This window comes from Xanthobacter sp. 126 (assembly GCF_000526175.1).
Taxonomy (GTDB): Bacteria; Pseudomonadota; Alphaproteobacteria; order Rhizobiales; family Xanthobacteraceae; genus Xanthobacter; species Xanthobacter aminoxidans.
Genome location: NZ_JAFO01000001.1, coordinates 2,317,038 through 2,339,598, shown reverse-complemented (window position 1 = coordinate 2,339,598; position 22,561 = coordinate 2,317,038). Strand labels below are relative to the sequence as shown.

General features: G+C 66.6%; 20 protein-coding genes. 8 read left to right on the top strand and 12 right to left on the bottom strand.

Annotation, left to right across the window (positions count from 1 at the left end):
- Positions 1–81: 81 nt before the first annotated feature.
- Complete coding sequence (locus XAN126_RS0111190) at positions 82–984, bottom strand: alpha/beta hydrolase (protein ID WP_024278684.1); 903 nt, start codon at positions 982–984, stop codon at positions 82–84.
- A 198-nt stretch (positions 985–1,182) separates the two neighbouring features.
- On the opposite strand from XAN126_RS0111190, the gene XAN126_RS28720 reads away from it, so the two are divergent.
- The gene (locus tag XAN126_RS28720; RefSeq protein ID WP_024278683.1) at positions 1,183–1,758 is read left to right on the top strand and encodes an ABATE domain-containing protein; all 576 of its coding nucleotides are present in this window, start codon (positions 1,183–1,185) and stop codon (positions 1,756–1,758) included.
- A 7-nt stretch (positions 1,759–1,765) separates the two neighbouring features.
- Here XAN126_RS28720 and XAN126_RS28305 read toward each other — a convergent pair whose 3' ends face one another.
- Positions 1,766–2,989: a bifunctional diguanylate cyclase/phosphodiesterase gene (locus XAN126_RS28305; protein ID WP_051460589.1), complete on the bottom strand. Its 1,224-nt coding sequence runs from the start codon at positions 2,987–2,989 to the stop codon at positions 1,766–1,768.
- Between XAN126_RS28305 and XAN126_RS28715 the strand changes: the two genes are divergently transcribed.
- A complete protein-coding gene (locus tag XAN126_RS28715) occupies positions 2,961–3,683 on the top strand; it encodes a hypothetical protein (protein WP_197024138.1) in 723 nt (240 codons plus the stop codon). The two genes, XAN126_RS28305 and XAN126_RS28715, sit on opposite strands and share 29 nt — an antisense overlap.
- Positions 3,684–4,139: 456 nt before the next feature.
- Here XAN126_RS28715 and XAN126_RS0111170 read toward each other — a convergent pair whose 3' ends face one another.
- The 3 genes from XAN126_RS0111170 to XAN126_RS0111160 are packed head-to-tail and all read right to left on the bottom strand — an operon-like array spanning position 4,140 to position 8,151.
- Positions 4,140–4,973, bottom strand: coding sequence for a siderophore-interacting protein (locus XAN126_RS0111170; protein ID WP_024278681.1), 834 nt, complete (start codon positions 4,971–4,973; stop codon positions 4,140–4,142).
- Complete coding sequence (locus XAN126_RS0111165) at positions 4,970–5,911, bottom strand: alpha/beta hydrolase-fold protein (RefSeq protein ID WP_051460587.1); 942 nt, start codon at positions 5,909–5,911, stop codon at positions 4,970–4,972. The genes XAN126_RS0111170 and XAN126_RS0111165 overlap by 4 nt, the downstream gene beginning before the upstream one ends.
- A 2-nt stretch (positions 5,912–5,913) precedes the next feature.
- Positions 5,914–8,151 carry a TonB-dependent siderophore receptor gene (locus XAN126_RS0111160; protein WP_081762611.1) on the bottom strand — a complete coding sequence of 746 codons (2,238 nt, stop codon included), beginning with the start codon at positions 8,149–8,151 and terminating at the stop codon, positions 5,914–5,916.
- Positions 8,152–8,476: 325 nt separating this feature from the next.
- Between XAN126_RS0111160 and XAN126_RS0111155 the strand changes: the two genes are divergently transcribed.
- On the top strand, positions 8,477–9,397 hold the full coding sequence (locus XAN126_RS0111155; RefSeq protein WP_197024024.1) for an AraC family transcriptional regulator: 921 nt from the start codon (positions 8,477–8,479) through the stop codon (positions 9,395–9,397).
- A gap of 16 nt (positions 9,398–9,413) precedes the next feature.
- On the opposite strand, the gene XAN126_RS28710 is transcribed toward XAN126_RS0111155, so the two are convergent.
- Positions 9,414–9,557 (bottom strand): hypothetical protein, encoded by a 144-nt coding sequence (locus XAN126_RS28710; RefSeq protein WP_197024137.1) that lies wholly within the window; start codon positions 9,555–9,557, stop codon positions 9,414–9,416.
- 55 nt (positions 9,558–9,612) lie between these two features.
- On the opposite strand from XAN126_RS28710, the gene XAN126_RS0111150 reads away from it, so the two are divergent.
- The 4 genes from XAN126_RS0111150 (at position 9,613) to XAN126_RS0111135 (ending at position 13,223) form a co-directional block, all read left to right on the top strand.
- Complete coding sequence (locus XAN126_RS0111150; protein WP_024278678.1) at positions 9,613–10,512, top strand: siderophore ABC transporter substrate-binding protein; 900 nt, start codon at positions 9,613–9,615, stop codon at positions 10,510–10,512.
- A 2-nt stretch (positions 10,513–10,514) separates the two neighbouring features.
- A complete protein-coding gene (locus XAN126_RS0111145) occupies positions 10,515–11,513 on the top strand; it encodes an iron chelate uptake ABC transporter family permease subunit (protein ID WP_024278677.1) in 999 nt (332 codons plus the stop codon).
- A 61-nt stretch (positions 11,514–11,574) separates the two neighbouring features.
- On the top strand, positions 11,575–12,468 hold the full coding sequence (locus XAN126_RS0111140; protein ID WP_245272369.1) for an iron chelate uptake ABC transporter family permease subunit: 894 nt from the start codon (positions 11,575–11,577) through the stop codon (positions 12,466–12,468).
- A complete protein-coding gene (locus XAN126_RS0111135; RefSeq protein WP_024278675.1) occupies positions 12,465–13,223 on the top strand; it encodes an ATP-binding cassette domain-containing protein in 759 nt (252 codons plus the stop codon). Before XAN126_RS0111140 ends, XAN126_RS0111135 begins: the two co-directional genes overlap by 4 nt.
- 21 nt (positions 13,224–13,244) lie before the next feature.
- Here XAN126_RS0111135 and fes read toward each other — a convergent pair whose 3' ends face one another.
- Positions 13,245–14,708, bottom strand: a complete 1,464-nt coding sequence (gene fes / locus XAN126_RS0111130) for an enterochelin esterase (RefSeq protein WP_024278674.1) — start codon at positions 14,706–14,708, stop codon at positions 13,245–13,247.
- A gap of 224 nt (positions 14,709–14,932) precedes the next feature.
- Positions 14,933–17,011, bottom strand: a complete 2,079-nt coding sequence (locus tag XAN126_RS0111125) for a TonB-dependent siderophore receptor (RefSeq protein ID WP_024278673.1) — start codon at positions 17,009–17,011, stop codon at positions 14,933–14,935.
- Between the two features lie 429 nt (positions 17,012–17,440).
- Here XAN126_RS0111125 and XAN126_RS0111120 point away from each other — a divergent pair, with 429 nt between their 5' ends.
- Positions 17,441–18,199, top strand: coding sequence for an AraC family transcriptional regulator (locus XAN126_RS0111120; RefSeq protein WP_245272241.1), 759 nt, complete (start codon positions 17,441–17,443; stop codon positions 18,197–18,199).
- 23 nt (positions 18,200–18,222) lie between these two features.
- Here XAN126_RS0111120 and XAN126_RS0111115 read toward each other — a convergent pair whose 3' ends face one another.
- Genes XAN126_RS0111115 through XAN126_RS0111100 form a run of 4 tightly spaced genes read right to left on the bottom strand, consistent with a single transcriptional unit; the run spans position 18,223 to position 22,556 of the window.
- Positions 18,223–19,014: a 2,3-dihydro-2,3-dihydroxybenzoate dehydrogenase gene (locus XAN126_RS0111115; RefSeq protein WP_245272240.1), complete on the bottom strand. Its 792-nt coding sequence runs from the start codon at positions 19,012–19,014 to the stop codon at positions 18,223–18,225.
- The gene (locus XAN126_RS0111110; RefSeq protein ID WP_051460585.1) at positions 19,004–19,681 is read right to left on the bottom strand and encodes an isochorismatase family protein; all 678 of its coding nucleotides are present in this window, start codon (positions 19,679–19,681) and stop codon (positions 19,004–19,006) included. Before XAN126_RS0111110 ends, XAN126_RS0111115 begins: the two co-directional genes overlap by 11 nt.
- The gene (locus XAN126_RS0111105) at positions 19,681–21,321 is read right to left on the bottom strand and encodes an AMP-binding protein (RefSeq protein WP_024278670.1); all 1,641 of its coding nucleotides are present in this window, start codon (positions 21,319–21,321) and stop codon (positions 19,681–19,683) included. Before XAN126_RS0111105 ends, XAN126_RS0111110 begins: the two co-directional genes overlap by 1 nt.
- On the bottom strand, positions 21,318–22,556 hold the full coding sequence (locus XAN126_RS0111100) for an isochorismate synthase (protein WP_024278669.1): 1,239 nt from the start codon (positions 22,554–22,556) through the stop codon (positions 21,318–21,320). The genes XAN126_RS0111105 and XAN126_RS0111100 overlap by 4 nt, the downstream gene beginning before the upstream one ends.
- Positions 22,557–22,561 lie beyond the last annotated feature (5 nt).

Sequence of the window (22,561 nt, the reverse complement as noted above, 5' to 3'; positions counted from 1 at the left end):
GAAAGCGTCAAGGGCACGAGGCTGGCTCCATTGGAGGGCGGCCGCGCCGGATGGTCCGGCGCGGCGCTGTCGGGAACGATGTCAGGCGACGTGGGCGAGGAAGCCGCGGATGGCGCCGGAGATCTCCGGCAGGTGGGTTTCCAGAGCGAAATGGCCGGCGTCGTAGGCATGCACCTCGGTCGCGGGCACCAGTGCCTTGAACAGGTCGCGGCCCTCGGCGGTGAAGAAGGGGTCGTTGTCGCCCCACACCACCAGGATGTTGGGCTGGCGGTCCTTCAGATAGGCCTGGAAGGCGGGATAGGCGCCCACGTTGTCTTGGTAGCGATAGAGCAGTTCCAGCTGGATGCGGTCGTTGCCGGGGCGGTCGAGCAGCGCCTGGTCGTGGGTCCAGGTGTCGGGCGAGAGGCGGTCGGCGCGGGTGGACGAGCCGTGCTCGTACTGGAAGCGCGTGGTCTCGGCGGCGAGGAAGCCGCGGACGGGGATCTCAGTCTCCGCGTTGCGGTCGGTCCAGTAGGGGCCGAAGGCGGCGGCGGCATTGGCGTGGAAGCCTTCGAGGTTCGCCACCGCATTCTGCACGATGAGCCCCGTCACCCGCTCGGGATGCCGGGCCGCGAGCCGGAAGCCTACCGGACCGCCGTAATCCTGCATGTATAGCGCATAGCGGCGGATGCCGAGGCCTTCGAGCAGCGCCTCAACCACGTCGGCGAGCGTGTCGAAGCTGTAGGCGAACGCCTCCGGCGCCGGCGCGCTGGACTGGCCGAAGCCCGGATAGTCGGGCGCAATCACGCGGTAGCGATCAGCGAGGGCGGGAATGAGATTGCGGAACATGTGCGAGGAGGAGGGAAAGCCGTGCAGCAGCACGACCACCGGCGCGTCGGCCGGGCCGGCCTCCCGGTAGAAAATGTCGAGCCCCCGAATGGCGGCACGGTGATAGGCGACCTCGGTCCCGGCGCCGGGGCGCGCGACGGTGTTGACGGCATGCATGGGATGTCTCCACGTAACTTGCTTAATGCCAATTATGGGGTTACATGTCGCGAATAACCTGTCAATATAATTTTAAATGGTTACGTCGGCGGTGTGCGCTTGTGCCCGCCCGGTAATCGCCTATCTTTCCGGTTACACGCTAGCCGACGCAGCGCTGGCAGCGGGCAGGATCAGGCGGCTGACAGAGAAGAGGATCGTGTGAACACACCGCAGGAGAGCGACTTCCGCGACGGGATGCCCTTCCTCGGCAGTCGCCTGTGGATCGATCTCGTCAATTCCGCCCCCGCTGCGCTGGGGGATTTTCTGGCCACGGAGGATGGCTGGCAACGCTGGGTCAAGGCGGCGGGGCTCGATGCCGACGCCGCTCCCGCATTGCGGCCGCAGGCCCTCGCATTGCGTGAGGCGCTCACCCGCCTGTTCGAATGCCTCAGGACCGGCAGCAAGCCCAAGCCGGCCGACCTTGATTTGGTCAACGCCCTGCTGGCGGCGGGCGCACCCCAGCCGCACCTTGCGTGGCGGGGCGGCGCGCTTGTGGTGGAGGAACACCCGCCCGAAAGCGCTGGGCCCCTCCCCGCCATCGCCGCAGATTTTGCCGATTTTGCCGCCCGCCACGAGCCGGCGCGGCTCCGGCATTGCGCCAATCCCGAGTGCAGTCTTGTTTTCTACGACACCGCCCGCAACGGTACCCGTCGCTGGTGCTCCATGGCCGCCTGCGGCAACCGCAGCAAGGTGCGCAGCCACCGCCTGCGCGCTTCGGCGGTCACTGAGGGATAGGCCCCGCTCAGCAGGCCCGCGAGCCAGCGTCCCGTTCTGCCGCCCCCTGCGGCACGAAGGCTGCCGCCTGGCCAAGGCGCGCCTCGAACTCCTCCGCAGGCATCGGCCGGCCGAACAGATAGCCCTGCCCTTCCGGACAATGGCGCGCGGCGAGATAGGCACGCTCGGCCTCGGTCTCGATGCCCTCGGCGATCACGTCCATGTCGAGAGCCCGCCCCATCTCCAGGATGGCGGCGATGACCGCCGCCTCGCGCGGCGCCTGCAGCATGGCCTGAACGAAGTTGCGATCGAGCTTGATGCAGCTCACCGGAAACCGGGTCAGCAGGCTGAGCGATGCATAGCCGGTGCCGAAATCGTCGAAGGCGATGTGGACACCCATCTGCCGCAGCCGCGTCAACGCGTCGATGGAAGTGGAATGGTCCGAGAGCACGATATTCTCGGTGATCTCGAGCTCCAGCGCCTCCGGCGGCAACCCGTGCCGCGCCAGCGACTCCTCCACCTCGCGGGGCAGATCGCCGGTGTGAAACTGCGAGGCGAAGAGATTGACGGCCATGCGGAAATCGGCGGCGCCCTGCCGTCGCCAGCGGGCCGCCTGGGCGCACCCCTCCTCGATGACCCAACGCCCGACCTGGGGCGCCAGCGCGCTCCCCTCCAGCGCCGGCAGAAAGGCGGCCGGAGACAGCAGGCCGCGGCTGGGATGCAGCCATCGGATGAGCGCTTCCGCGCCGACCAGCACCCCGTCCGACAGGCGCACCTGCGGCTGATAGAAAAGCACGAACTCCCCGTTCGCCACTGCCCGATGGAGATCGATGCTGGAGAGGCGACGGTCCAGCGCATCGGTGCGCAGCGCCGGAGAATAGAGCGCGACGTTCGCGGTCGCCTCGGCCTTGGCCGCGTGGAGCGCGAGGTCGGCATCGCCGATCAGCTCCACCGGTTCCTGCGCGTCATGAGGGAACAGTGCGATGCCGCAGCTTGCACTGATCCGCATGTCTTCATGCCCCATGGGGGCGAGTTCGGATATCTTGGCGAGGAGCTGGCGGGCGAAGGGCTTGACCGCCTCGGCCGTCAGCCCGCAGACCCACATGGCGAACTCGTCTCCGCCTATGCGCGCGACGGCGGTACCGCTCCATGCCTCGGCGACCAGAAGCTGGCCGATCGCTCTCAACACATCGTCGCCCGCGGCAGGGCCGAGGATGTTGTTGATGTCCTTGAAGCCGTCCACGTCCACCATCAGCAGTCCGCAGGCCCGGCCCGGTGAGAAGCGCCGCCTCGACAGCCCGGTAGAACTGGCGGCGATTGGGCAGACCGGTCAAGGCGTCGATCTGGGCGAGGTGCGCGAGATGCTCCGGCCCCACCACCCGCTTGGGCACCGCCGTTCGGCCCGCCGACGCGGCCATGGCGATGCGGCGAATATCCAGCCGATCCATCACCATGTGGGCCAGATCGCTCAGGCGGACACGATCCTCGGCGCCAAAGCCGTCATAGGGCACCGTATCGAGGATGCAGAGCACGCCGATGGCGTGGCCGTCCGCCGAGAGCAGCGGTGCGCCGGCATAGAAGCGGATGTTGGTGGCGCCGGAAACCAGCGGATTGTCGTGGAAGCGCTCGTCATGCGTGGCGTCCGGCACGACCATGGTGGCGCCCTGAAGGATGGTGTGGGCGCAGAAGGAGACTTCCCTGCGCTTGTCCACGTCATCGCCGAACCCGGCGCTCGCCACGAAGAACACGCTGTCGGTGCCGATCATGTTCACGGCCGCCATCGGCACGTTGAAGATGCGCAGGGCCATCTCGACCAATGGCGTGAGGCCGGCGACGGCCCCCTGGCCGGCAAGGACATAGCTATCGAGCGCCGCGAGACGATCTTTCTCGTGCGGAGGTATTGGCGGGCACTTCATCCCTTTTCCCCCCTTTCGTCAGCAGCTTAGGCCAAGCGAAATCGGGCATTTATTCGCCTCAAAGTAGCACGATGCGACCTTGAACGCGAGCAAGGGGTGTCCTGAGCCGTCTCCGGATTGATGCGTAGCCGTGTGCCTACCCGGCTCCCACCCTCAGAGCCAAAACGCAAAAGGGCCGCCTTGCGGCGACCCTTTTGAGACCTTGAAACCAAGGTTTTGGTTGCGGGGGCCTGCAACCATCTCAACTTGCTGTTTCGATCCGCGGCATCGTAACGTCGCGCGGAACTTCATGTCCGCGCCTTCTACCGCCATCGGCATGAGGTGGAGCCTGTTCGCCAAACTCAAGAACTGGCGCAGCATCGCCAACCGCAACGCCCGAAGCGGGCATACCATTTTTCCACCCGCACATCGTCGCAGACGTCATCTCCTGGCATATATCCTGGCATATATAACGTGTCCTGAGCCAATCAGTGCTTGGGCATGGTTTCAGGGGCGGGCGACCTCATCACAATCACGATCGTGGCGGTGCGCGGCATCATAGGCCGTTTCGCAGAGCCCTCGCTTCCAGTAGCCGATCGCCACCAGAGCGGCGTGCGGCATTCCGCGGTCCCGGACGAGATGCGATCGAATGGTCCGCACCGACGCGGATTCGGCTGCGATCCAGGCTGAACAGCCGGCGCCGCAAGGCCCGTCCAGCGCAACGACCGCATCGGCGAGCAGGCGCGTGGTTCCCGGCGCCGCGCCGCGCCGCATGAGCCAGGCAACCTCCATCCCCACGGGCTTCTCAAGCGGCAGGCAATCCTCCTCGTCGTCCACCTCGATGAAGCAGGTGCCTCGTGCGCGGCCCGGCAGGCGTTCGAGAATGCTCGCGATCGATGGCAATCCGCATTCATCGCCAACGAGCAGATGAAAATCCGCATCGGGCAGGGTCCGTCCGCCGGGGCCGCCGACGCCCACCAGATCGCCGGGACGGGCGCGGCGCGCAAACTGCGCGGCCGGTCCATCGCCCCCGTGGCAGGCGAAATCGACCGTCAGCTCCCCCCCATCGGAATTGAACCGGCGGGCCGAGAAGGTCCGGACGGCTGGGCGCTGCCCATCCGCCGGCCAGATGGGGCGACCCTCGCGATCCGCCAGCGGCCATTTGGGTGGGGAAAGGCCAGCCGGGGGGATGAGCAGCTTGATGTTGGGGCCATCGCCGAACCCCTCGATCTCCGCGCCGCCGAGCACGATGCGACGCATGCGCCGCGCGACCTGTTCCGTGCGCAGCACCTCCAGCACCCGGATGCCGCGATAGCGCGCAGCGCGACCTTCCGCCGTCAACGGCGTCCCTCCCCTGCCGGCACTGGGCCGAGAAAGGCGGCAAGGCCCATGAGGAGGGCGTAAGGCGCAGCGGACGCATGCGTCTGGCCGGGAATAACGTTCAAGGTCACGTCCAGCGGTGCGCCAGGCAGGGCGGCAAGTTCGGCGGCAAGATCGCGCGCGCTGTCCACCATCCGCCGCTCAGCGAGCTTGCGCGCCACCGTTTCGGAATCCTCCCGGCCGCGAAGGGCGGGGTGCAGGTCTTGCTCGTAGGCGCCGACGGTGATGAGGACACGGCGGGGCGGCTTCGGTAGCCGCCCCGTGAGCCCTTCTGCCTCCTTGAGCACCGCGCCGTCCGCCCACCACAGGGAGGGGCTCGCGGCGACATAGGTGGAGAAGGCAGCCGGACGCGTGAACAGCACATGCAGCGTGAATAGGCCACCGAAGGAATGGCCGATCAGGGCTTGCCGCGCCGGATCGACACTAAAGGACGCGGCGATGGCCGGCTTGAGTTCGTTCTGGATAAAAGCAAGGAAGGCGTCCGCGCCCCCCGTGCCTTCGGGCGTGAGATAGGTCCATGAACCCTTCTGCGGCGTCGCCTTCACCGAGGTGAGGTCGAGCGCGCGCCGCGTCATGTTGATGGGCGCTTCGCCGGGATAGCCGATGGCAACCATTAGGGCCGGCTCCATCAATCCGCCCTGGGCGCGGGTCTGGGTGCGGGCGATATCGGCGATGGTGCCGGCGACTGAATTGCCGTCCAGCACATAGGCCACGGGATAGCCCGCAGCGGGCGGCGGCTCCTTCGGCACCGCGATGAAGATGCGATACGGCAGGCCGGCCTTGGAAACGAGGGTGCGTTCCTCGAGGCCCGGGATCGCCACTGGATCAGCCGCGACGGAAAAACCCGGCATCAATGCGAGGCCTGCGGCGAGCGCGAGGGGAGCGAGGGTCTTCATCATGGTCAGTAGGTCGCGCTCACTTTCAGCCAGTAGCCGCGCGGCTCGCCGTAGAAATTGAAAAGGGCCGTCGATCCGACGCGGGTGTAGTAGACTTCATCGAAGATGTTGGTGGCGGTGAGCGTGGCTTTCCAATTGTCGTTGAACTTATAGCCAATCTGCGCGTCCACCACCGTGTAACCGTCCTCGGTGAGGGTCACACCGCCGGACTTGGTGTAGAAGCTGGACAGGATCTTGACGCCCCCCGCCACATGCCAGCCCTTCAGGGTGGGGTCCTGGAACTCGTACTTGGTCCACAGATTGTAGTTGTGCTTCGGCGTATAGGTGCTGAAGCCCGCCTTCAACTGGGCCGGCGTGGCGGTGAGATATTCCGTCTCGGTGTAGGTATAGCCGGCATAGATCTCCCAGCCCGGCGCCAGCTTGCCGCTGACTTCTGCCTCCCAGCCCGAGACCTGCACCTCGCCCGAGGCCACGTAGACATTTGCCACGTCGGTCGCGAGCGCCCGGTTGTTGTCGCGGATGATGAACATGGCCGCCGAAGCATTGAGCGCCCCATCGAAGAAGGAACCTTTCAGCCCCGCCTCATACTGGTAGCCCTGGCGTGGCGGCAGCACGTCGCCGGCGGCGTTCAACTCGGTCTGGGGCACGAAGGTGGTGGTGTAGCTGCCATAGGCGGAAACCTCCGTGGTCAGATCCACCACGAAGCCCGCATAGGGCAGGAATTCGTTGTCGATATCCACGGAACTCGTGGTGCGCGTGAGGCTGCCGCCGGTTGCGGTGGTGACGTTTGAGGTCGCGTCGTACCAGGATAACCGCCCGCCGAGGATGATATGGACCTGTTCGATGGGGTTGATCTTGGCCTGGCCATAGACGCCGTACTGGGTCGGGTCGGTCACGCTCTCCCGGTTGTAGACGGTGACGGGTTCGGGCACCGCATAGGGATTGAAACTATAGATGTTGTAGGTGCCGGGCAGCGTGGTCGAGGTGGGCGAGAGCTGGGTCTGGTCCACGCTGCGGAAGTCGGCGCCGAAGGTGATGTTGTGCTCCTGGCCGAAGGCCTGGACCGGGGTTGCCACATGGGCGTCGCCGGAGAGGGAGGTCTCCCACACCTTCGCCGCCGTGTACTGCATGGTGAAATTGCCGAGCGTGGCCGGGTTGGTGCTCACGGCGGACCGGCCATAGGCGTATTTGTAGTCGATGTAGCGGTCCGAATAGCGCAGCGAGGCCTTGGCTTCGCCGCCGTTGGAAAGGTCGTGCTTCAGCTCGGCGAGATAGTCCGTGGTCTCGTTGTCGAAGCGGTTCCACAGGCCACCGACGAAGGTCGAGCGCGGCACGTTCAAGAGCTTGCCCTCGCCATTGCCGAGATTGATGGCCGGCAGGCCGTTGAAGGGCAGCATCTCGCGCTCCTGGTGCCAGGCATAGAGCGAGAGGGTGGTGTCGTCGGTGATGTCGAACGCCAGCGTGCCGTAGCCGACCCAGACCTGGTTCTGGTTGTAGTCGACGAAGCTGTCGCGGTCCTGGAACGCTCCGCCGATGCGCGCGCGCACCGTGCCCTTCTCGTTGAGCTTGCCGCCCGCGTCTACCTCGGCGCGCATGAAATCCCAAGAGCCGTAGCTGACGTTGGAATTGAGGAAATACTTGTCGAGGGCTGGCTTCAGCGTGCCGTTGATAACGCCGCCCGGCCCTCCGTTGCCGCCGCCGGCGCTGCCGTAGAACAGTCCGGCCGGCCCCTTCAGCACGTCGAGCCGATCGAAGATGAACAGGTCCGGCTGGGTGCCGAGGATGGACGAGAGCGGCGCCGGCAGGTTGTTCACCAGCAGCGTGTCGATCTCAAAGCCGCGGGAGAAGATGGAGGAGCGGCCCTGGTCGTTGGCAAGGATCACCATGCCGGTGGTGCGGCGCATGGCGTCTTCCAGCTGGGTGAAGTTCTGGTCGTCGATGCGCTGGCGCGTCACTGTGGAGATGGACTGGGGGATTTCCCGCACCGGCGTCGGCGCGCCGACGCCCACGGTAGTCTCGGAGGCCGTGTACGTGTCCTTGCCCTCGGTATAGACCCTCGCCTGTCCGCTCTCAGCATCCACCGACACCGTGCCGATGAAGGTTTCCGGCTCCACCGTCTGCGCAAGTGCCGGAACCGCCGCCAGCGCCGAGACCACCACACCGGAAATCAGCGCCGCTCCCGCGCGGCGTGCAGGCAGTTCGGGCGCAACCGCACCTTTGTCCGAAAGTCGAAAACGACGCATCACAATCCCCGCCTGATACCCATAAGCAAGACAAACCGTGCGGGATGGGAGTCTTGCCTAAATTGCCCGTAGGGTCCTTTGCGGGATGATGTAAATCCTTTGTGCGCTCACCTAAAGAATGGAACTGATAGAGCTTCAGGCGCACGAATTCTCATTGATTGGAATGATAATAAGTCAATCCTTTCTGGCACCGGTTGACAGGCGCGGGTGAGGCGCGCCCATTTGGACCATGAGCGATCCTTCACCGCATCGACGCCTGCAGGGGCGGCCGGTGGCCCCGCCGATGGGCGAGGACCAACTGGTGAGCTGCGCCCAGATCGCCGCCTTGTCGCGCCTCGCGGGCACCGCCTTTTCCGTAACGGCGCCGCAGTCCGTAGCCAACGTGCCAGTTCTGCGCGGCAGCTATGTGATGACCGCTCTGCGCAGCGGCGTCGTCGTTCACGCCACCGACACCTGGGATCTGCACGACCTGACAAGCCAGGTTGTGCATTCCGAGGGCATTACGCTCAGTCTGTTCCTGGAAGGTCATGCGGACGTGTCGCTCGGCGGACGGCCGTTCCGCTTTGGCCGGGCGGCTGGCGGCGATGCGGCGCTGCTGGTGCGCACCCAGCCGGACCTCTTCGTCCGCAAGGGCCGCCGCGGACTGCACGTGCGCAAGGTGAACATCACCGTTCCAGCCGAATGGCTTGCCGCCGCGGAGGCGGACAGGATGGATCGGCAGGGCCAGATGCGCCGCATCACCGGCGACCACCTCGCCAACGTGCGTTGGACCGCCTCCGCCCGGCTCGCGGGCATCGCCGAGCAGATTCTGCTGGCGCCGCCCTATGCTCCATTCCTGCGCGATCTCTATTTGGAGAGCCGGGCGATGGAATTGCTGTTCGAGGCGTTTTCCATGATCGGGGACGGAGCGGTCGAGCCAGAACGCCCACGGCCCAGGCTCAAGCAGCGCATGTGGCTCGTGCAGGATTATCTCGAAGCACGGCTCGGGGAGGGTCTCAGCCTGGAGCAGGTGGCGCAGGAGGCCGGCATGAGCGTGACCAGCCTCCAACGCGCCTTCCGCAGCGTCTTCGGTAGCACCGTTTTCGAATACGTCAGAAAGCGGCGGCTGGAGCGGGCGCGCGATACGCTGGTAGCGGAAGGCATCTCCGTGACCGAAGCCGCGACCATTGCCGGCTACACCTCCTCCGCCAATTTTTCGACCGCCTTCAAGCGCGCCTTCGGCGTTCCGCCCAAATCCATACGGTGACGCCGGTGCCTGATCCTCACGCCCGGCGCGGCAAAGGACTGCGGTACAAGTCGCGTGCGCCCGGATGTGCTTTCGCTAAAAGAAATGCTAATACTTCCAAATAGATCATGATCTTTGAGCAATCGTCAAAAACATTTGCGGGAACGGCGCGCGTATCCATGTCAGCTCTTGTTCGCACGTTAACTTCACTCGGCCTCGCCCGGCGGGCGTGGCTCTTGCTGACGATCCTCGGCGCGCCGCTGCTGGCGCCCGCGGCCGGCGCGGCCGAAGTCGTCGTGGAACACGCGCGCGGCAAGACGACAGTCCAGGCACCTCCGCAAAGGACCGTCGTTTTCGACATCGGTGCCCTCGATACGCTCGATGCGCTGGGTGCTGCGGTCGTCGGCGTGCCCGGCTCCAATCTTCCCGACTACCTTGCGACGTATCGTGACCGCCGCTACGCGAAGGTCGGCACTCTGTTCGAACCCGACTACGAGGCCGTGAACGCGGCAGAGCCGGATCTCATCATCGTAGGGCCGCGCTCCGCCGCGAAATATGCTGACCTGTCGCGTCTCGCGCCGACCATCGACCTCACCGTGCCCGCGGACCGCTTCGTGTCGGGCACGCGGGCGCAGGTTGAACTCCTGGGCCGCCTCTACGGCAAGCAGACGGAGGCGGCCGCATTGACGGCACGGCTCGATGCGGCCATCCGACGGGTCAAGGCGACGGCTTCCAAGGCCGGTACCGTCCTGCTGGTGATGGTCAACGGCGGCAAGCTCACGGCCTTCGGCGCCGGCTCGCGCTTCGGCTGGCTCTACGACGAACTGGGGCTGAGGCCCATCGCCAAGAGCGCCGCGGCATCCGCCCATGGCGAGGTCGTGTCCTTCGAATACATCCTCAAGACGGATCCGGACTGGCTTCTGGTGCTCGACCGCGATGCTGCGACTGGCCATGCAGGCACGGCAGCGCGCGCCGTGATGGACAACGAGATCATCGCCGCCACCCGCGCCGCGCGGAGCGGCCGCATCCTCTATTTGGACCCGGTCCGTTGGTACATCGTCGGCAATGGCGGCGCTGCTTTGCCGATTATTGTCGAGACACTCGCTTCCGCCTTCGAGGCGAAGCAGGGCCAATAGACATGCTGCCCCGCGAGGGATCTCCCGGCACCGCGCGCGTGTTCTGGCCGCCATTCGTCGGCGCGCTCGCCGGCCTCATGGCGCTGGCGGGGGTAAGCGTGCTCGTAGGGGTCGGCGCGACACCGATGGTGTTGCTCACGGGAGAGGCGGGACACGGTCTGCTGGTGCTGGCAGCGAGCCGTATCCCCCGCACGCTGGCACTGGTGTTCGCCGGCCTCGCCATGGGCGTCTGCGCGGCGCTCATGCAGATGATGTTCCGCAACCGCTTCGTGGAGCCGACCACGGCAGGAACAGCGCAAGCGGCGACGCTTGGCCTTCTCGTCGCCACCATCGCAGCGCCGGACTGGCCGCCGCTCGCGAAGATGGGGGTGGCGACCGCCTTCGCCCTCGCCGCCACATTGCTCTTTCTCAAGATCATCGCCCGCGTGGCTTTCCGCGGCGCGGTGCTGGTGCCGCTGGTGGGGCTGATGCTCGGCGGGGTCATCGACGCCCTCTCGGTCTTCATCGCCTATCGCTATGATCTCCTGCAGGCACTGGGGGCGTGGACGACAGGCGATTTCTCCGGCGTGCTGCGGGGGCGCTACGAACTGCTCTGGCTCACGGTTGTGCTGGCGGGCATCGCCTATGCCACAGCCGATCGCTTCACCGCCGCCGGGTTGGGCGATGCCTTCGCCACCAATCTCGGCCTCGATTACCGGCGCATCGTCGCCATGGGCCTCTCCATCGTCGCCCTCGCCACCGCCGCCTGCATCGCCACGGCCGGAGCCGTCCCCTTCCTCGGCCTGATCGTCGCCAATCTGGTGGCCCTGGCGCTCGGCGACAATCTTCGCCGGACGCTGCCCTGGATCGCGCTGGCCGGAGCGGTCTTCCTGCTCGCCTGCGACATCGTCGGGCGGCTGGTGCGCTATCCCTATGAAATCCCGGTGGGCACGGTGGCCGGCGTCGCGGGCAGCGCGCTGTTTCTCTATCTCCTCCTCAGGCGGCGGCTGCGCCTTGGTTGAGGCAGGACACGCCCGGGCACGCAACGTGCTCCTTCTCCTCGGCTTCGTTGCGCTGCTGGCGATGGCGAGCTTCATGATCGTGGGCGCACGCGGAAACTGGGGCTTCGTTCTCACCCTGCGCGGCGGAAAGCTGGCGGGGCTGGTGCTGGTGGGTATCGCGGTCGCGGTGTCCACGGTGCTGTTCCAGACCCTCACGGAGAACCGCATTCTCACGCCTGCCGTCATGGGCTTCGACGCCCTGTACGTGACGCTGCAGACGCTTGCGGTGTTCTCGCTCGGTGGAGGCGCCGCGACGGCGCTCGATCCCCGACTTCGCTTTTTCGCGGAGGCCGCGCTGCTGACCGCGACGGCGCTCGCCCTGTTCCGCTGGCTGTTCGACGGGCGGCGCGGACTTCATCTGGTGGTATTGTCCGGCCTCGTCTTCGGGGTACTGTGCCGCGGGCTCGCCAATCTCCTCCAGCGCATACTGGACCCGAACGAGTTCTCGGTGCTCCAGTCCATGATGTTCACCCGCTTCAACATGGTGGACACGACCCTGCTGCCGGTGGCCGCCCTGATCATTCTCGCCGCCTGTGTCGTGGTGGCGCGGCTCGTGCCGGTGCTCGACGTGCTCGCGCTGGGCCGCGACGCGGCGCTCAGCCTGGGCGTTGATCACGGCCGCACGGTGATGCTTCTCATCGTGCTGGTGGCGCTGCTGGTGTCCGTGTCCACAGCGCTGGTCGGGCCAGTGATGTTCTTCGGGCTGCTGGTCTCGAACCTTGCTTACATCGCCCTCGGCACCGACCGCCACCGCTACACCCTGCCGGCAGCCGCCCTCATCGCCATCGCCTGCCTTGCCGGTGGCCAGACCGTCTTGGAGCGCATGCTGGGCTATGACGCAGCCCTGAGCGTGGTCATCGAGTTCGGCGGCGGCATCGTCTTCATCCTGCTTCTGCTGCGCGGGGCGCGTGCATGATCAAGGTCGCCAACGTCTCCAAATCCTTTGGCACCACGCGGGTGCTCGACGATGTCAGCCTGAGCCTGCCGAAGGGCGGCCTCACCGCCCTCATTGGGCCGAACGGCGCCGGAAAATCCACCCTCCTCTCCATCATGGCCCGCCTGCTCTCGCCCGATGCTGGGACCGTGCATGTAGACGGGCTGAACGTCTTCTCGACGCCCGGCGCGGTTCTGGCCCGCCGGCTCGCCATCCTGAAGCAGAACAACCAGATCACCCCGCGCCTCACTGTGGCCGAGCTGGTCGCCTTCGGCCGCTTCCCCTATTCCCGGGGCCGCCTCACCCGCGAGGACGCCGAGCGGGTTTCCGACGCCATCGCCTATGTGGACCTGTCTTCAGTGCAGGACCGGCTCATCGACGAACTGTCCGGCGGGCAGAGGCAACGCGCCTTCATCGCCATGGTGCTCGCGCAGGATCCCGCCTGCCTGCTGCTGGACGAGCCGCTGAACAATCTCGACATGAAGCATGCCGCGGCGATCATGCGCCTGCTGCGACGCGCGGCTGACGATCTCGGCAAGACGGTGGTGGTGGTGATCCACGACATCAATTTCGCGTCGTGCCACGCGGACCGGATCGTCGCCATGAAGGAGGGGCGGCTGATCCTCCAGGACGCACCCGCGGCCGTCATGCGGCCGGAGGTGCTGCGCGCCGTTTACGACATGGACATCGCCGTGCACGAGATCGCAGGCATGCGCCTCGCGGCCTATTATCGATAGACGCGTTCCCTTTTCTTCGAGTTAGAGGCGCGGCACGAGCGCGAGCAGGGCATCGGCGAGGGCGCCGCGCCAGACCAGATAGTCGTGCCCGCCGGCATATTCGCGGTAACTCACGTCATATCCCTTCGCCTGCAGCACATCGCGCAGGTGGCGCGATGTCTCCAGAATGCCCGGCGTATCCTCGTGCGCTGCCTCGAACAGGCCGGCGGTCAGGTGAAAACGCACGGCGCGAACCGGCGTTGTCGCCACCAGCATAGCCACATGCTCCGGAGCGGTCTTAGGCGCGCTCTCCGGATGCCACCAGAAGGACCCGGACAAGGCGATGGCATTGCCGAAGCGGTCCGGATGGCGGAGCGCGACCGTCGCGGCCGCAAGTCCTCCATAGCTCGATCCCGCGAGGATGGTGCGCGAGGCCGGGATCTCCCCCCCGGTCCGGGCCTGGACGAGCGGCAGCATCTCATCGGCCACGAAATCGGCGAAGGCGTCATTGCCCGGTAGCTCCTGGCTGCGTGTCGGCGGATCGATTTCAGAGATGAAGATGGCAACCACGGGCGGAAGCCGACCCTCGGCCATGAGATTGTCGAGGATGGTCGGGGTCGGCACCTTGGTGAGATAGGCGCGGGCGTCGAAGACAATGAGCAAGACGTTGCGCGGGTCCTTCGGATCAAAGCCCGGCGGGGTGTAGATCGTGATCGTGCGGGTGTTGCCGAGGCGCCGGCTGGCAAGCCGAACCTCCGAAAGGGTCCCGGATGGAACATCCCTCTGCGTCAGGCCGGGCTGGAGCGGAGCCCCGGGCAGTTCCAGCGTCGAATCCTGATTGTAGGCGTCCGGCGCGTCGGCGGGCCAGGGCGCGTGGTTCAGCGGATCGGCTGCGGCCGTGGCCAAGAGAGCCATGCGGCGTTCCCTCCGGTTGGTCGGAAGGTCCGGCACGTCCGGCGCCAGCTTGTAGGACAGGCGGGAGTCGGGAGGAACCCGAAAGCTCTTGAACCAGACATCGCTGTCGCCAAGCCGCTGCAGCCATTCATGGTCGCCGGAGGGAGCGCCGACCAGACGGACGTTATTGCGGGCGGCGCGCGCGAGGAAGGTGAGGATGACGTCGCCGTCCCCGGCGGGCTCCACCAGCGGCGTGCCGCGCTGAAACGCCTCCCGCCAGAAGGTCTCCGTCGTCCCACCTTGTGTGATCTCTGCGGAGAGTGCGGCCATCCTCGGGCTCATCAGCGAAGAGGCCGGCGCCTTCTGGTCACCGGGTGCGAGACGCAACGTGATCTCGAGCGATGCCGTCCCCGCCGCGCGCGCCGTCGTCACCAGCCGCAGACCGGCCTGCGGCACCATGAACTGGAAGGTTGCTACCCCCTCGGCATCGCTGGCGAGCCGCCTGAGGTGACGTCCGTCGGCGAGGACGAGGTCGAGATCGAAGCGGCCCGCCTTGACCTTCAACAGGCCGCGAACATAGTCGCCCGGACGGGCATCGAGCGCATGGATCATGCTGCCGCCGGCAGGCAACTCCGCCAGGTCGACACGCCCACCATCAGCGAGACCGCCGGGTGCCAAAGGCCGATCCATCGCAGCCCCCGTGTCCGCCGCGCGCAGCGGCCCAGGCGCAAACGCCAGTATGGCCAGCGCGAACAGGATGCGGGCGGAGGGAAGAACGGGGCGTGCGCGAGGCCCACCCCGTTCTTTCGACCCGCCCCCGAATGATGCGGCGCGCCTCACCAATTGTATTTCACGCTCCCGGTCACCGAGAGACCCTCCCCGTAGAAGCACGAATAGGCATTGGCGCAGGAGGCCACATAGGTGAGGTTGCCGATATTCTTGGCATTGAGCTGCACCTGGGCCCCCTTCATCCGGGCGTCGAGCACGCCGAGGTCATACTTCAGCATGGCATCGAACAGGGTATAGGCGGGCACCTCGAAGGTATTGGCATTGTTGCCCCAGCTGGTGCCGATGTAGCGCACGCCTCCGCCCACCTCCAGCCCGCGCATTGTGCCGCTGTCGAAGGCGTAGGTGGCCCAAAGGGACGCCGTGTTCTGCGGGATGCGCGAGGGGGTCTTGCCCAGTTCGCTCGCCACGCCGGTCTCGGTGATGGTGCTGTCGATATAGGAATAAGCGGCAATGAGTGAGAGGTTCTTGTTCACCTCGGTCCGGGCGGAGAATTCGAAGCCGCGGTTATGAACCTCGCCGATCTGCTGATAGACATAGGCGCCATAGGTCGGGACATAGATGTTCTGCACCACGTTCTGCTGCCAGATGTCGTAATAGGCCGCAGTGAGCAGGGTGCGGGTGCCTTCCGGCGCATACTTCACACCCACCTCGAACTGCTGCGCCGTGGTCGGCTTGAACGGAGCCTCGCCGGAGGGCGGCGCATAGATTGCCGGCTCGAACGAGGTCGAATAGCTCGCATAGGGCGCGATGCCGTTGGAGAAGGTGTAGAGCGCGCCAACCCGATAGGTGAAGGCGCTGTCATTGTAGCCGAGGGCGCTCGGGCTCACATATTCGGTGATGGAGGTGTCGGCCCAGTCCTCGCGGATACCGGCGATCAGGTGCAGGTCGCCGATTTTCACCTGATCCTGGAGATATACGCCGAGCTGGCTCGCGGACAGATCCTGGTCCGAATAGGGGCTTAGCACCAGATTGGAGAAATTATAGCCGTAGATCGGGTTGGTGAGGCTGATGGTGGGAACGTCCGACCAGTTGTAGCCCCAATTATACTCGCGCGAGCGGAAGCGATAGTCGAGACCGGCAAGGATCGTGTGCTCCGCCGGGCCGGTGGAAAGCTTGAACTCGGCCTGGTTGTCGTTAGTGAAGGTGCCCCAGGTGTCGCCGCCGCCGGAAGCCGTGCGGTGAACCACGGTGTTCGCCCCCGTCTTCGGGTCTGCGCTGGTCCACCCCCATACCAGCGTGTACTGGTCATAATCCACCCAATAATAGCGCAGCTTCTGTCGCAGGGTCAGCGCGTCGCTCACCTTGTGCTCGAACTCGTAGCCGATCCACGCCTGCGTGCGCTCGGCGGTCTCGTAGTTCGGATCGGAGACGAAGAAGTCGCGCGGCACATAGCCATAGCCCTTGATGGGCCACACGGTGCCGGCCGCATCGAGGAAGTTACGGTATCCGAAGTCGGGCTCGTACTCGAAGCCGGAAAGAATGGTGAGGGTCGTGTCGGGGCTCGGCGCCCAGGTCAGCGAGGGGGCGACGGCGATGCCCTGCTGCTTCGCAAAATTCTCCTGCAGGTTGGTGGAAAGGCCGGTTCCGACGATCCGGAAGGCGAGCGTATCGCTACCGACGATGCGGTCGGAGAAGTCGAACGAGCCCTGGAACATCATGTTGTTGCCGACGGTCAGCTCGATCTCGCGCAGCGGGCGGTCGAAGATCGGCTTCTTGCTGACCATGTTGATGATGCCGCCGGGATTGACCTGCCCGTAAAGCACCGACGAGGGACCGGCGAGCAGTTCCACTCGTTCGAGCAGATATGGGTAGATCTTGGCATAGTCGACATCACCGCCCAGCAGCATGCCGTCGAGATAGCGAGGCACATAGGCGAAGCCGCGGACGATAACCTCGTCCCGCACGTTCGAGGCGCCGCGATATTCGGAGAACACGCCTGGCGTGTAGCGCAGCGCTTCGGCGACGGATTCGACCTGCTGGTCCTCCATCTGCTGCCGCGGCACCACGGAGATGGATTGCGGCGTCTCGGCGATGGGCGTGTCCGTCTTGGTGCCACTCAGGCTCTGGCGGGCGACATAGCCCTGCACCGGGCCGTCTCCGCGCTCATCAAGGGCGTCGACATTCACCGTTCCCAGCGCGACGTTGGCGCTCTCCTGCGCCTGAGCGGCACTGACCGCCAGCAGACTGACAGCCCCAAGGAGTCCGGCGCGAAATGCCGAGCGAAAACCGAAAGCGGATCGGCAATGAAAGACCATGGTCCAAGCCCCTGAAAACACGTCACGCGCGCCCCTTCGCGTGAGAAACCTTGACGCAGCACCCCATGTATAAGATTTAGTATTTCATGCGTCGATGTCAGTGGTCGTTGCGCGAGCAGCAAAGATTTTCGCAGAAACGGCATGCGGACAGCCCGAAATGCAGGTCTTGAATCTTAGGAATTCTAAAGTGCGGTTTTGAGAATGGATATCCCACAGCATTTGTTCGTCGGAACCGTCGACGGGGAGCCGAATTGCGCGCCCGACACAACGGTTTATGAGATTTGGCCCAAGTTCGTCGTCATGGTGCTCCTGCAGGGAGCCCAGCATTTCGTCATCGACGACGCGCCATTCCGGATCGACGCGGGCTGCGGCGACGATGCGCGTCCGGTTGTCTTCCTGCTCAATGTGGCCCGATTTGCCCGCCTGCGATTCGAGAACGACAGCAATATTCCCTTACGGAAGATCATGATCTCGGCCCCCCATCCCTGGATGGATTGGCTCATGCGGACCCGCGGAAACGGCAGTTCCGCCCTGCACGATTTCCTGTCCACGCATCTGGCCCATATGAGTTTTCCCGTCAGCGTCCACGTCCGGCAGCTCGCAGAGCAGATCCTCCAGCCGCCGCCGTCCATGGAAGGGGAAGTGCGGGCGCTCTACCGCAACTCGCGGGCTCTCGACATAATGTGCCTCGCCTGCGTGGCCATGTCCGAACGCTGCGAGGAGGAACGGCCCCGGCCACAGCTGGTGAGCCGGCGTCGTAGCGAGCGGGTGCGCGACTACGTGCTGGAAAATCTCGACAAGAGCCTGACCATCGAGGAAATCGCGGCGGAAGTGGGGGCCAGCGTCTCCTCAGTACAACGGCACTTCAAGGAACACTTCCAGATGACCGTGTTCGAGTTCATTCGCCGCGAGCGGCTGGCGCAGGCCTGCGCCTCTCTGGAGCGCGAGGGCGTCACCATCGCCCAGGCCGCCTATTCGGCCGGCTATGCCGACCCTTCCAACTTCACTGTGGCCTTCAAGAAGGTCTATGGCGTGCCGCCCAAGTTCAAGCGTCGGTAGGCGTCAGCCGAGATCGTGCGCCATCAGCCGCGCAGGGTCGCCCCGCCATCCACATAGAGGTCGGCCATGGTGATGTGGCCGGCCCGATCGGAGGCGAGAAACACCACAGCATCCGCCACGTCCTGTGGCGTCGCGAGCTTGCCGAGCGGAATCCCGGCCTTGAAGGTTTCCGGCGAGCCGGCGATGACGGCTGCGGCGCCCTCCGAACCGGGCCACATGCCCGTCTGCATGGGCGTCAGGGTCGATCCGGGGGCGACGATGTTGCAGCGGATGCCATGCGGCGCCAGTTCCAGCCCGAGGCAGCGGGTGAACATCGTGGCGGCGGCCTTGGAGGCGGCGTAGGCCGCCATGGCATGGCGCGGCACACCCGCGGCATTCGAACTGACCACCACGATCGCCCCTTCCCCGCGCGGGACCATGCGCCGGCCCAGCGCCCGGCCGAGGTGGAACACCCCGTCCACGTTTACGGCGAAGACGCGGCGCCAGTCGAAGTCGGAGGTCTCCGTCACCAGTCCTGTGGCCAGAATGCCGGCGACGCTGATCCCGGCATGGATCGGCCCGAACCGCGATTCCACCTCTGCCACCAGGGCTTCGGTGGCAGTCGGATCCGCGACGTCGAGCACCATGGGGTGCAGGTGATCGGAGGGCGAAAGTCGAGCAATATCAATGTCTGTAGCCACAACCCGCGCGCCTTCTGCAAGGAAGGCCTCGGCGACGGCGCGGCCGATGCCGCCAGAGGCACCGGTGACGAAGATGAGCCTGCCTTCAAGGCCGGACGGACGCATCAGCACCTCCTGCGGTAGCTCACAGATCATCCACGGCCTGCTGCGCGAGCAGTGGCACACCACACACGTCCGCGACGTAAGCAATTGCGGAATCGTGCTTTTCCCGAGAGAAGTCGGCCACCGCATCGGCGATGAAGAAGGGCTCGATGTCGCGCATGAAGGCGTCGGCGGCGGTGAGCAGGCAGCCGATGTGGGCGTAGACGCCGCAGATGACGAGCTGGTCCCGGCCGCGGGCGCGCATCAGCGGCTCAAGATTACTCCGCTGGAAGGCACTGTACCGGTGTTTGACAAGCACGATGTCGGTATCGTTCGGTGCCAGTTCAGGCACGATCGGGCGGTGTTCGGCAGTGTCAGTCATGCCGGGTCCCCAGAGATCGGCCTGGAGCCCCCGGTCGCGCCGGTCCTGTTTCACGTCCTGCGCGGTGTAGAATATCGGGATACCTACATGGCGGCAGTGCGCGACCAGACGGGCGATGTTGGCCACAACCGGCGCGAGGGGGCTCGCCTCCGCGGCGTAGGGACGCAGGAAATAGCGCTGCATGTCGTGCACCAGGAGCGCCGCCCGTTGGCGCTCGGCGACCCAGGGCGCGCGCGCCTTCGGCAGGTCGGACTGGGTGGGCAGCGCATAGGGCGCGATGGCGGGAAGGCCGGGCCGCGGGGCGGCGGGGGCAGCGGCACGGGCGGTTGCGGCGGACATCAGGCGGTCTCCTTCTCGCGGGCGATGAGCATGTCCCTCAGGCGGGCGCGCAGCTCCTTGCGGCTGACCTTGCCGGCGGCGGTGGTGGCGAAGGCGTCCACCAGCACCACCTGGTCCGGCACCTTGAACGGGGCGATGTCCCGCCCGCGCATGAAGGCCTTCACCTCCGACGCCTTCAGCCCCGGCGTCCTGGCGATGACGAAGGCACAGCTGCGCTCGCCTAGGAGCGGGTCGGGCATGGCCACCACAGCGGCGTCGAAGATGGCGGGATAGGCGAGGAGATGGTCCTCCACCTCCTCGGCCGAAATCTTCTCGCCCGCGCGGTTGATGTGATCGCCCGCCCGGCCCTGCACTTCCAAATTGCCTCCCGGCAGGCGCCGCACGATGTCGCCGGTGCGGTAGAAGCCGTCCGGCGTGAAGCTCCGCGCATTGGCGGCGCGATCGTCGTGATAGGCGCGGATGGTGTAGGGGCCGCGCGTCAAAAGATGCCCGGGCGTGCCGTCCGGCACTGGATGGCCAAGGTCGTCCACCACCAGCACCTCGTCGTCGGGGCTGATGGGGCGGCCCTGGGTCTCGATCACCACCGCGTCGGGGTCGTCGAGCCGGGTGTAGTTCACCAGCCCCTCGGCCATGCCGAACACCTGCTGAAGTGCGCAACCGAGGGTGGACCGCACCCGCCGCGCGGCCTCGGGCGCGAACTTGGCGCCGCCCACCTGCAGCACTTCGAGGCTGGAGAGATCGTGCGCCGTCGTCGTCGCCGCCTGCATCCACAGGAGCGCGAGGGGCGGCACGAGGCCGGTGAGCGTGACCTTCTCGCGGGCGATGAGGGGAAAGGCCACCTCCGGGCTCGGCGCCGGCGCAAGCACCACCCGGCCGCCCGCATGGAGCGTGCCCATGTGGCCCGGCGAGCTCATGGGGAAATTGTGCGCCACCGGCAGCGCGGCGAGATAGACCGTGCGGGCGGTGACGCCGCAGATCTCGTTGCTGGCGCGAAAACTGTAGATGTAGTCGTCATGGGTGCGGGGAATGAGCTTCGGCAGGCCGGTGCTGCCGCCGGAAATCTGCAGGAAGGCGACCGATGCCGGATCGGGATCGTCCGGCAAGGGTCCGGTGCCGGTCACGGCGTCCAGCGGCAGGAAGCCATCAGCGTCCGCGATCAATTCACCCCCAACCATCACCACATGGCGCAGCGCCGGGGCCTCGGCTCTGAGGGCGCGGGCGAGCGGGCGATAGTCGAAGCCGGCATAGTGCTCGCACGCCACATAGGCGGCCGCCTGCGAGCAGCGGGCGAGGTGCGCCACCTCTGCGAGCCGGTGGGCTGCCAGCGCATAGACCGGCAGCAGTCCGGCGCGGAACAGGCCGAACACAACGGAAAAGAACTCCGCCACATTGCCGAGCTGCACCAGCACCCGCTCCCCGGGCGCGAGCCCGAGGGCGAGGAAGCCGGCCGCATGGGCCTCGGCGCGGCGGTGGAGCTCGCCATAGGTCCAGCGCCGCGCCCCGTCGACGATGGCGATCGCATCCGGCCGTGTCGCCGCCTGTCGGCGCAGCAGGGCGGGAAAGGTCTCGCCGCGCCAGTATCCGGCGGCGCGGTAGCGCGCGGCAAAGGTCTCGGGCCAGGTCTGCCGGGGGGCGCTCACGAGCGGCCCCCGGCAGCGAGGGAAATGCCGAGGGCGTTCAACAGGGCGCCGAACTTGGCGGCGGTCTCCTCCGTCTCGGCCTTGGGGTCGGACCCCGCCACGATCCCGGCACCGGCATAGAGCCGGGCCGTCGCCCCCGAGATTTCGGCGCAGCGGATGGTGACATGCCAGGCGCCGTCGCCGCGCCCGTCGCACCAGCCCACGGCGCCGGCGTAGAAACCGCGGTCATAGCCTTCGAGCGGGCGGATGCGACGGGCGGCCGCCGCGCGCGGCACGCCGCACACGGCGGGGGTCGGGTGCAGCGTGGCGGCGAGCAAAGCGGCGGAATGGTCTGGGTCCCTCAGCTCGCCCTCGATACGGGTGCCGAGGTGCCACATGCTGGCCGTGCTGGCGAGCGCCATTCCCTCCGGACGGAACAGGCGGCGGCAGAACGGGGCCAGCGTGTCGAGGATGAACTCCACGACGAGCCCATGCTCGCGCCGGTCCTTGCCCGATGCGGCAAGGGCGGCAGCGGCAGCGGCATCCTCGGCGAGATCGGCCTTGCGGCGGGCGGACCCGGCGAGCGGGTGGGAGGAGATGCGCGCGCCGGTCTTCGACACCAGCAGCTCCGGCGTGGCGCCCGCCATCATGCGCGGCGCGCCCCCCTGCGCGGGGAGCGGGACAAGGAAGGCGGTGGCGGCCGGGTCGGCGGCAAGCCGGCGGAAAAGGGCCGGCAGGTCGATCTCCGTGCCGGCGGTGGCGACGAGGCTGCGGGAGAGCACGATCTTTTCCAGACCGCCGGGCTGTCCGGCTTCGGCGGCCATCAGGTCGAGGGCGTGTTGCACCGAGGCCGCGTAGGCGTCGACCGAAGGCTCGGGCGCGAGGGTCCATCCGGCCCGCTGCGCGGCAGGTGCCGCCGCGTCGGGCGCACCGGATCGCACCACCTCGGCGGCCTGCCAAAGGCAGTCCCCGGCGGCGCGGTCGAACGGGAGGGCCCCCGCCAGCAGGGCTTCGCGGCCGGCTTCGCGGAAAAAGGCGTCGAGCCGCCCCGCCAGCGTGTCCACCGCCCCGCGCGGCACCGGTTTGGCCGCGCCGATGCCGTGCAGAAGCCGTCCGCGCGACTGGAAGGCGAACAGGCTGCCCGCAGCGCCCGGCAGCGGAAAGGCGGGCTCCGCCCCCTGCGGGGCCGCACGACTGAAGGGCCGGGGCGCGGGACCAAAGGACGAGACGGTTTTTGGACGTGCCAGCGCATTCATGGCCG

What these genes read in the sequence shown, in the direction of transcription:
- XAN126_RS0111120 (WP_245272241.1), top strand. Translation starts at nt 17,441, where the DNA reads ATGGTGCTCCTGCAGGGAGCCCAGCATTTCGTCATCGACGACGCGCCA.
- XAN126_RS0111160 (WP_081762611.1), bottom strand. Translation starts at nt 8,151, where the DNA reads ATGCGTCGTTTTCGACTTTCGGACAAAGGTGCGGTTGCGCCCGAACTG.
- XAN126_RS28710 (WP_197024137.1), bottom strand. Translation starts at nt 9,557, where the DNA reads ATGGATACGCGCGCCGTTCCCGCAAATGTTTTTGACGATTGCTCAAAG.
- XAN126_RS0111100 (WP_024278669.1), bottom strand. Translation starts at nt 22,556, where the DNA reads ATGAATGCGCTGGCACGTCCAAAAACCGTCTCGTCCTTTGGTCCCGCG.
- XAN126_RS0111140 (WP_245272369.1), top strand. Translation starts at nt 11,575, where the DNA reads ATGGCGAGCTTCATGATCGTGGGCGCACGCGGAAACTGGGGCTTCGTT.
- fes (WP_024278674.1), bottom strand. Translation starts at nt 14,708, where the DNA reads ATGATCCATGCGCTCGATGCCCGTCCGGGCGACTATGTTCGCGGCCTG.
- XAN126_RS0111145 (WP_024278677.1), top strand. Translation starts at nt 10,515, where the DNA reads ATGCTGCCCCGCGAGGGATCTCCCGGCACCGCGCGCGTGTTCTGGCCG.
- XAN126_RS0111110 (WP_051460585.1), bottom strand. Translation starts at nt 19,681, where the DNA reads ATGTCCGCCGCAACCGCCCGTGCCGCTGCCCCCGCCGCCCCGCGGCCC.
- XAN126_RS0111165 (WP_051460587.1), bottom strand. Translation starts at nt 5,911, where the DNA reads ATGATGAAGACCCTCGCTCCCCTCGCGCTCGCCGCAGGCCTCGCATTG.
- XAN126_RS0111135 (WP_024278675.1), top strand. Translation starts at nt 12,465, where the DNA reads ATGATCAAGGTCGCCAACGTCTCCAAATCCTTTGGCACCACGCGGGTG.
- XAN126_RS0111190 (WP_024278684.1), bottom strand. Translation starts at nt 984, where the DNA reads ATGCATGCCGTCAACACCGTCGCGCGCCCCGGCGCCGGGACCGAGGTC.
- XAN126_RS28715 (WP_197024138.1), top strand. Translation starts at nt 2,961, where the DNA reads ATGTCCTTGAAGCCGTCCACGTCCACCATCAGCAGTCCGCAGGCCCGG.
- XAN126_RS28305 (WP_051460589.1), bottom strand. Translation starts at nt 2,989, where the DNA reads ATGGTGGACGTGGACGGCTTCAAGGACATCAACAACATCCTCGGCCCT.
- XAN126_RS0111115 (WP_245272240.1), bottom strand. Translation starts at nt 19,014, where the DNA reads ATGATCTGTGAGCTACCGCAGGAGGTGCTGATGCGTCCGTCCGGCCTT.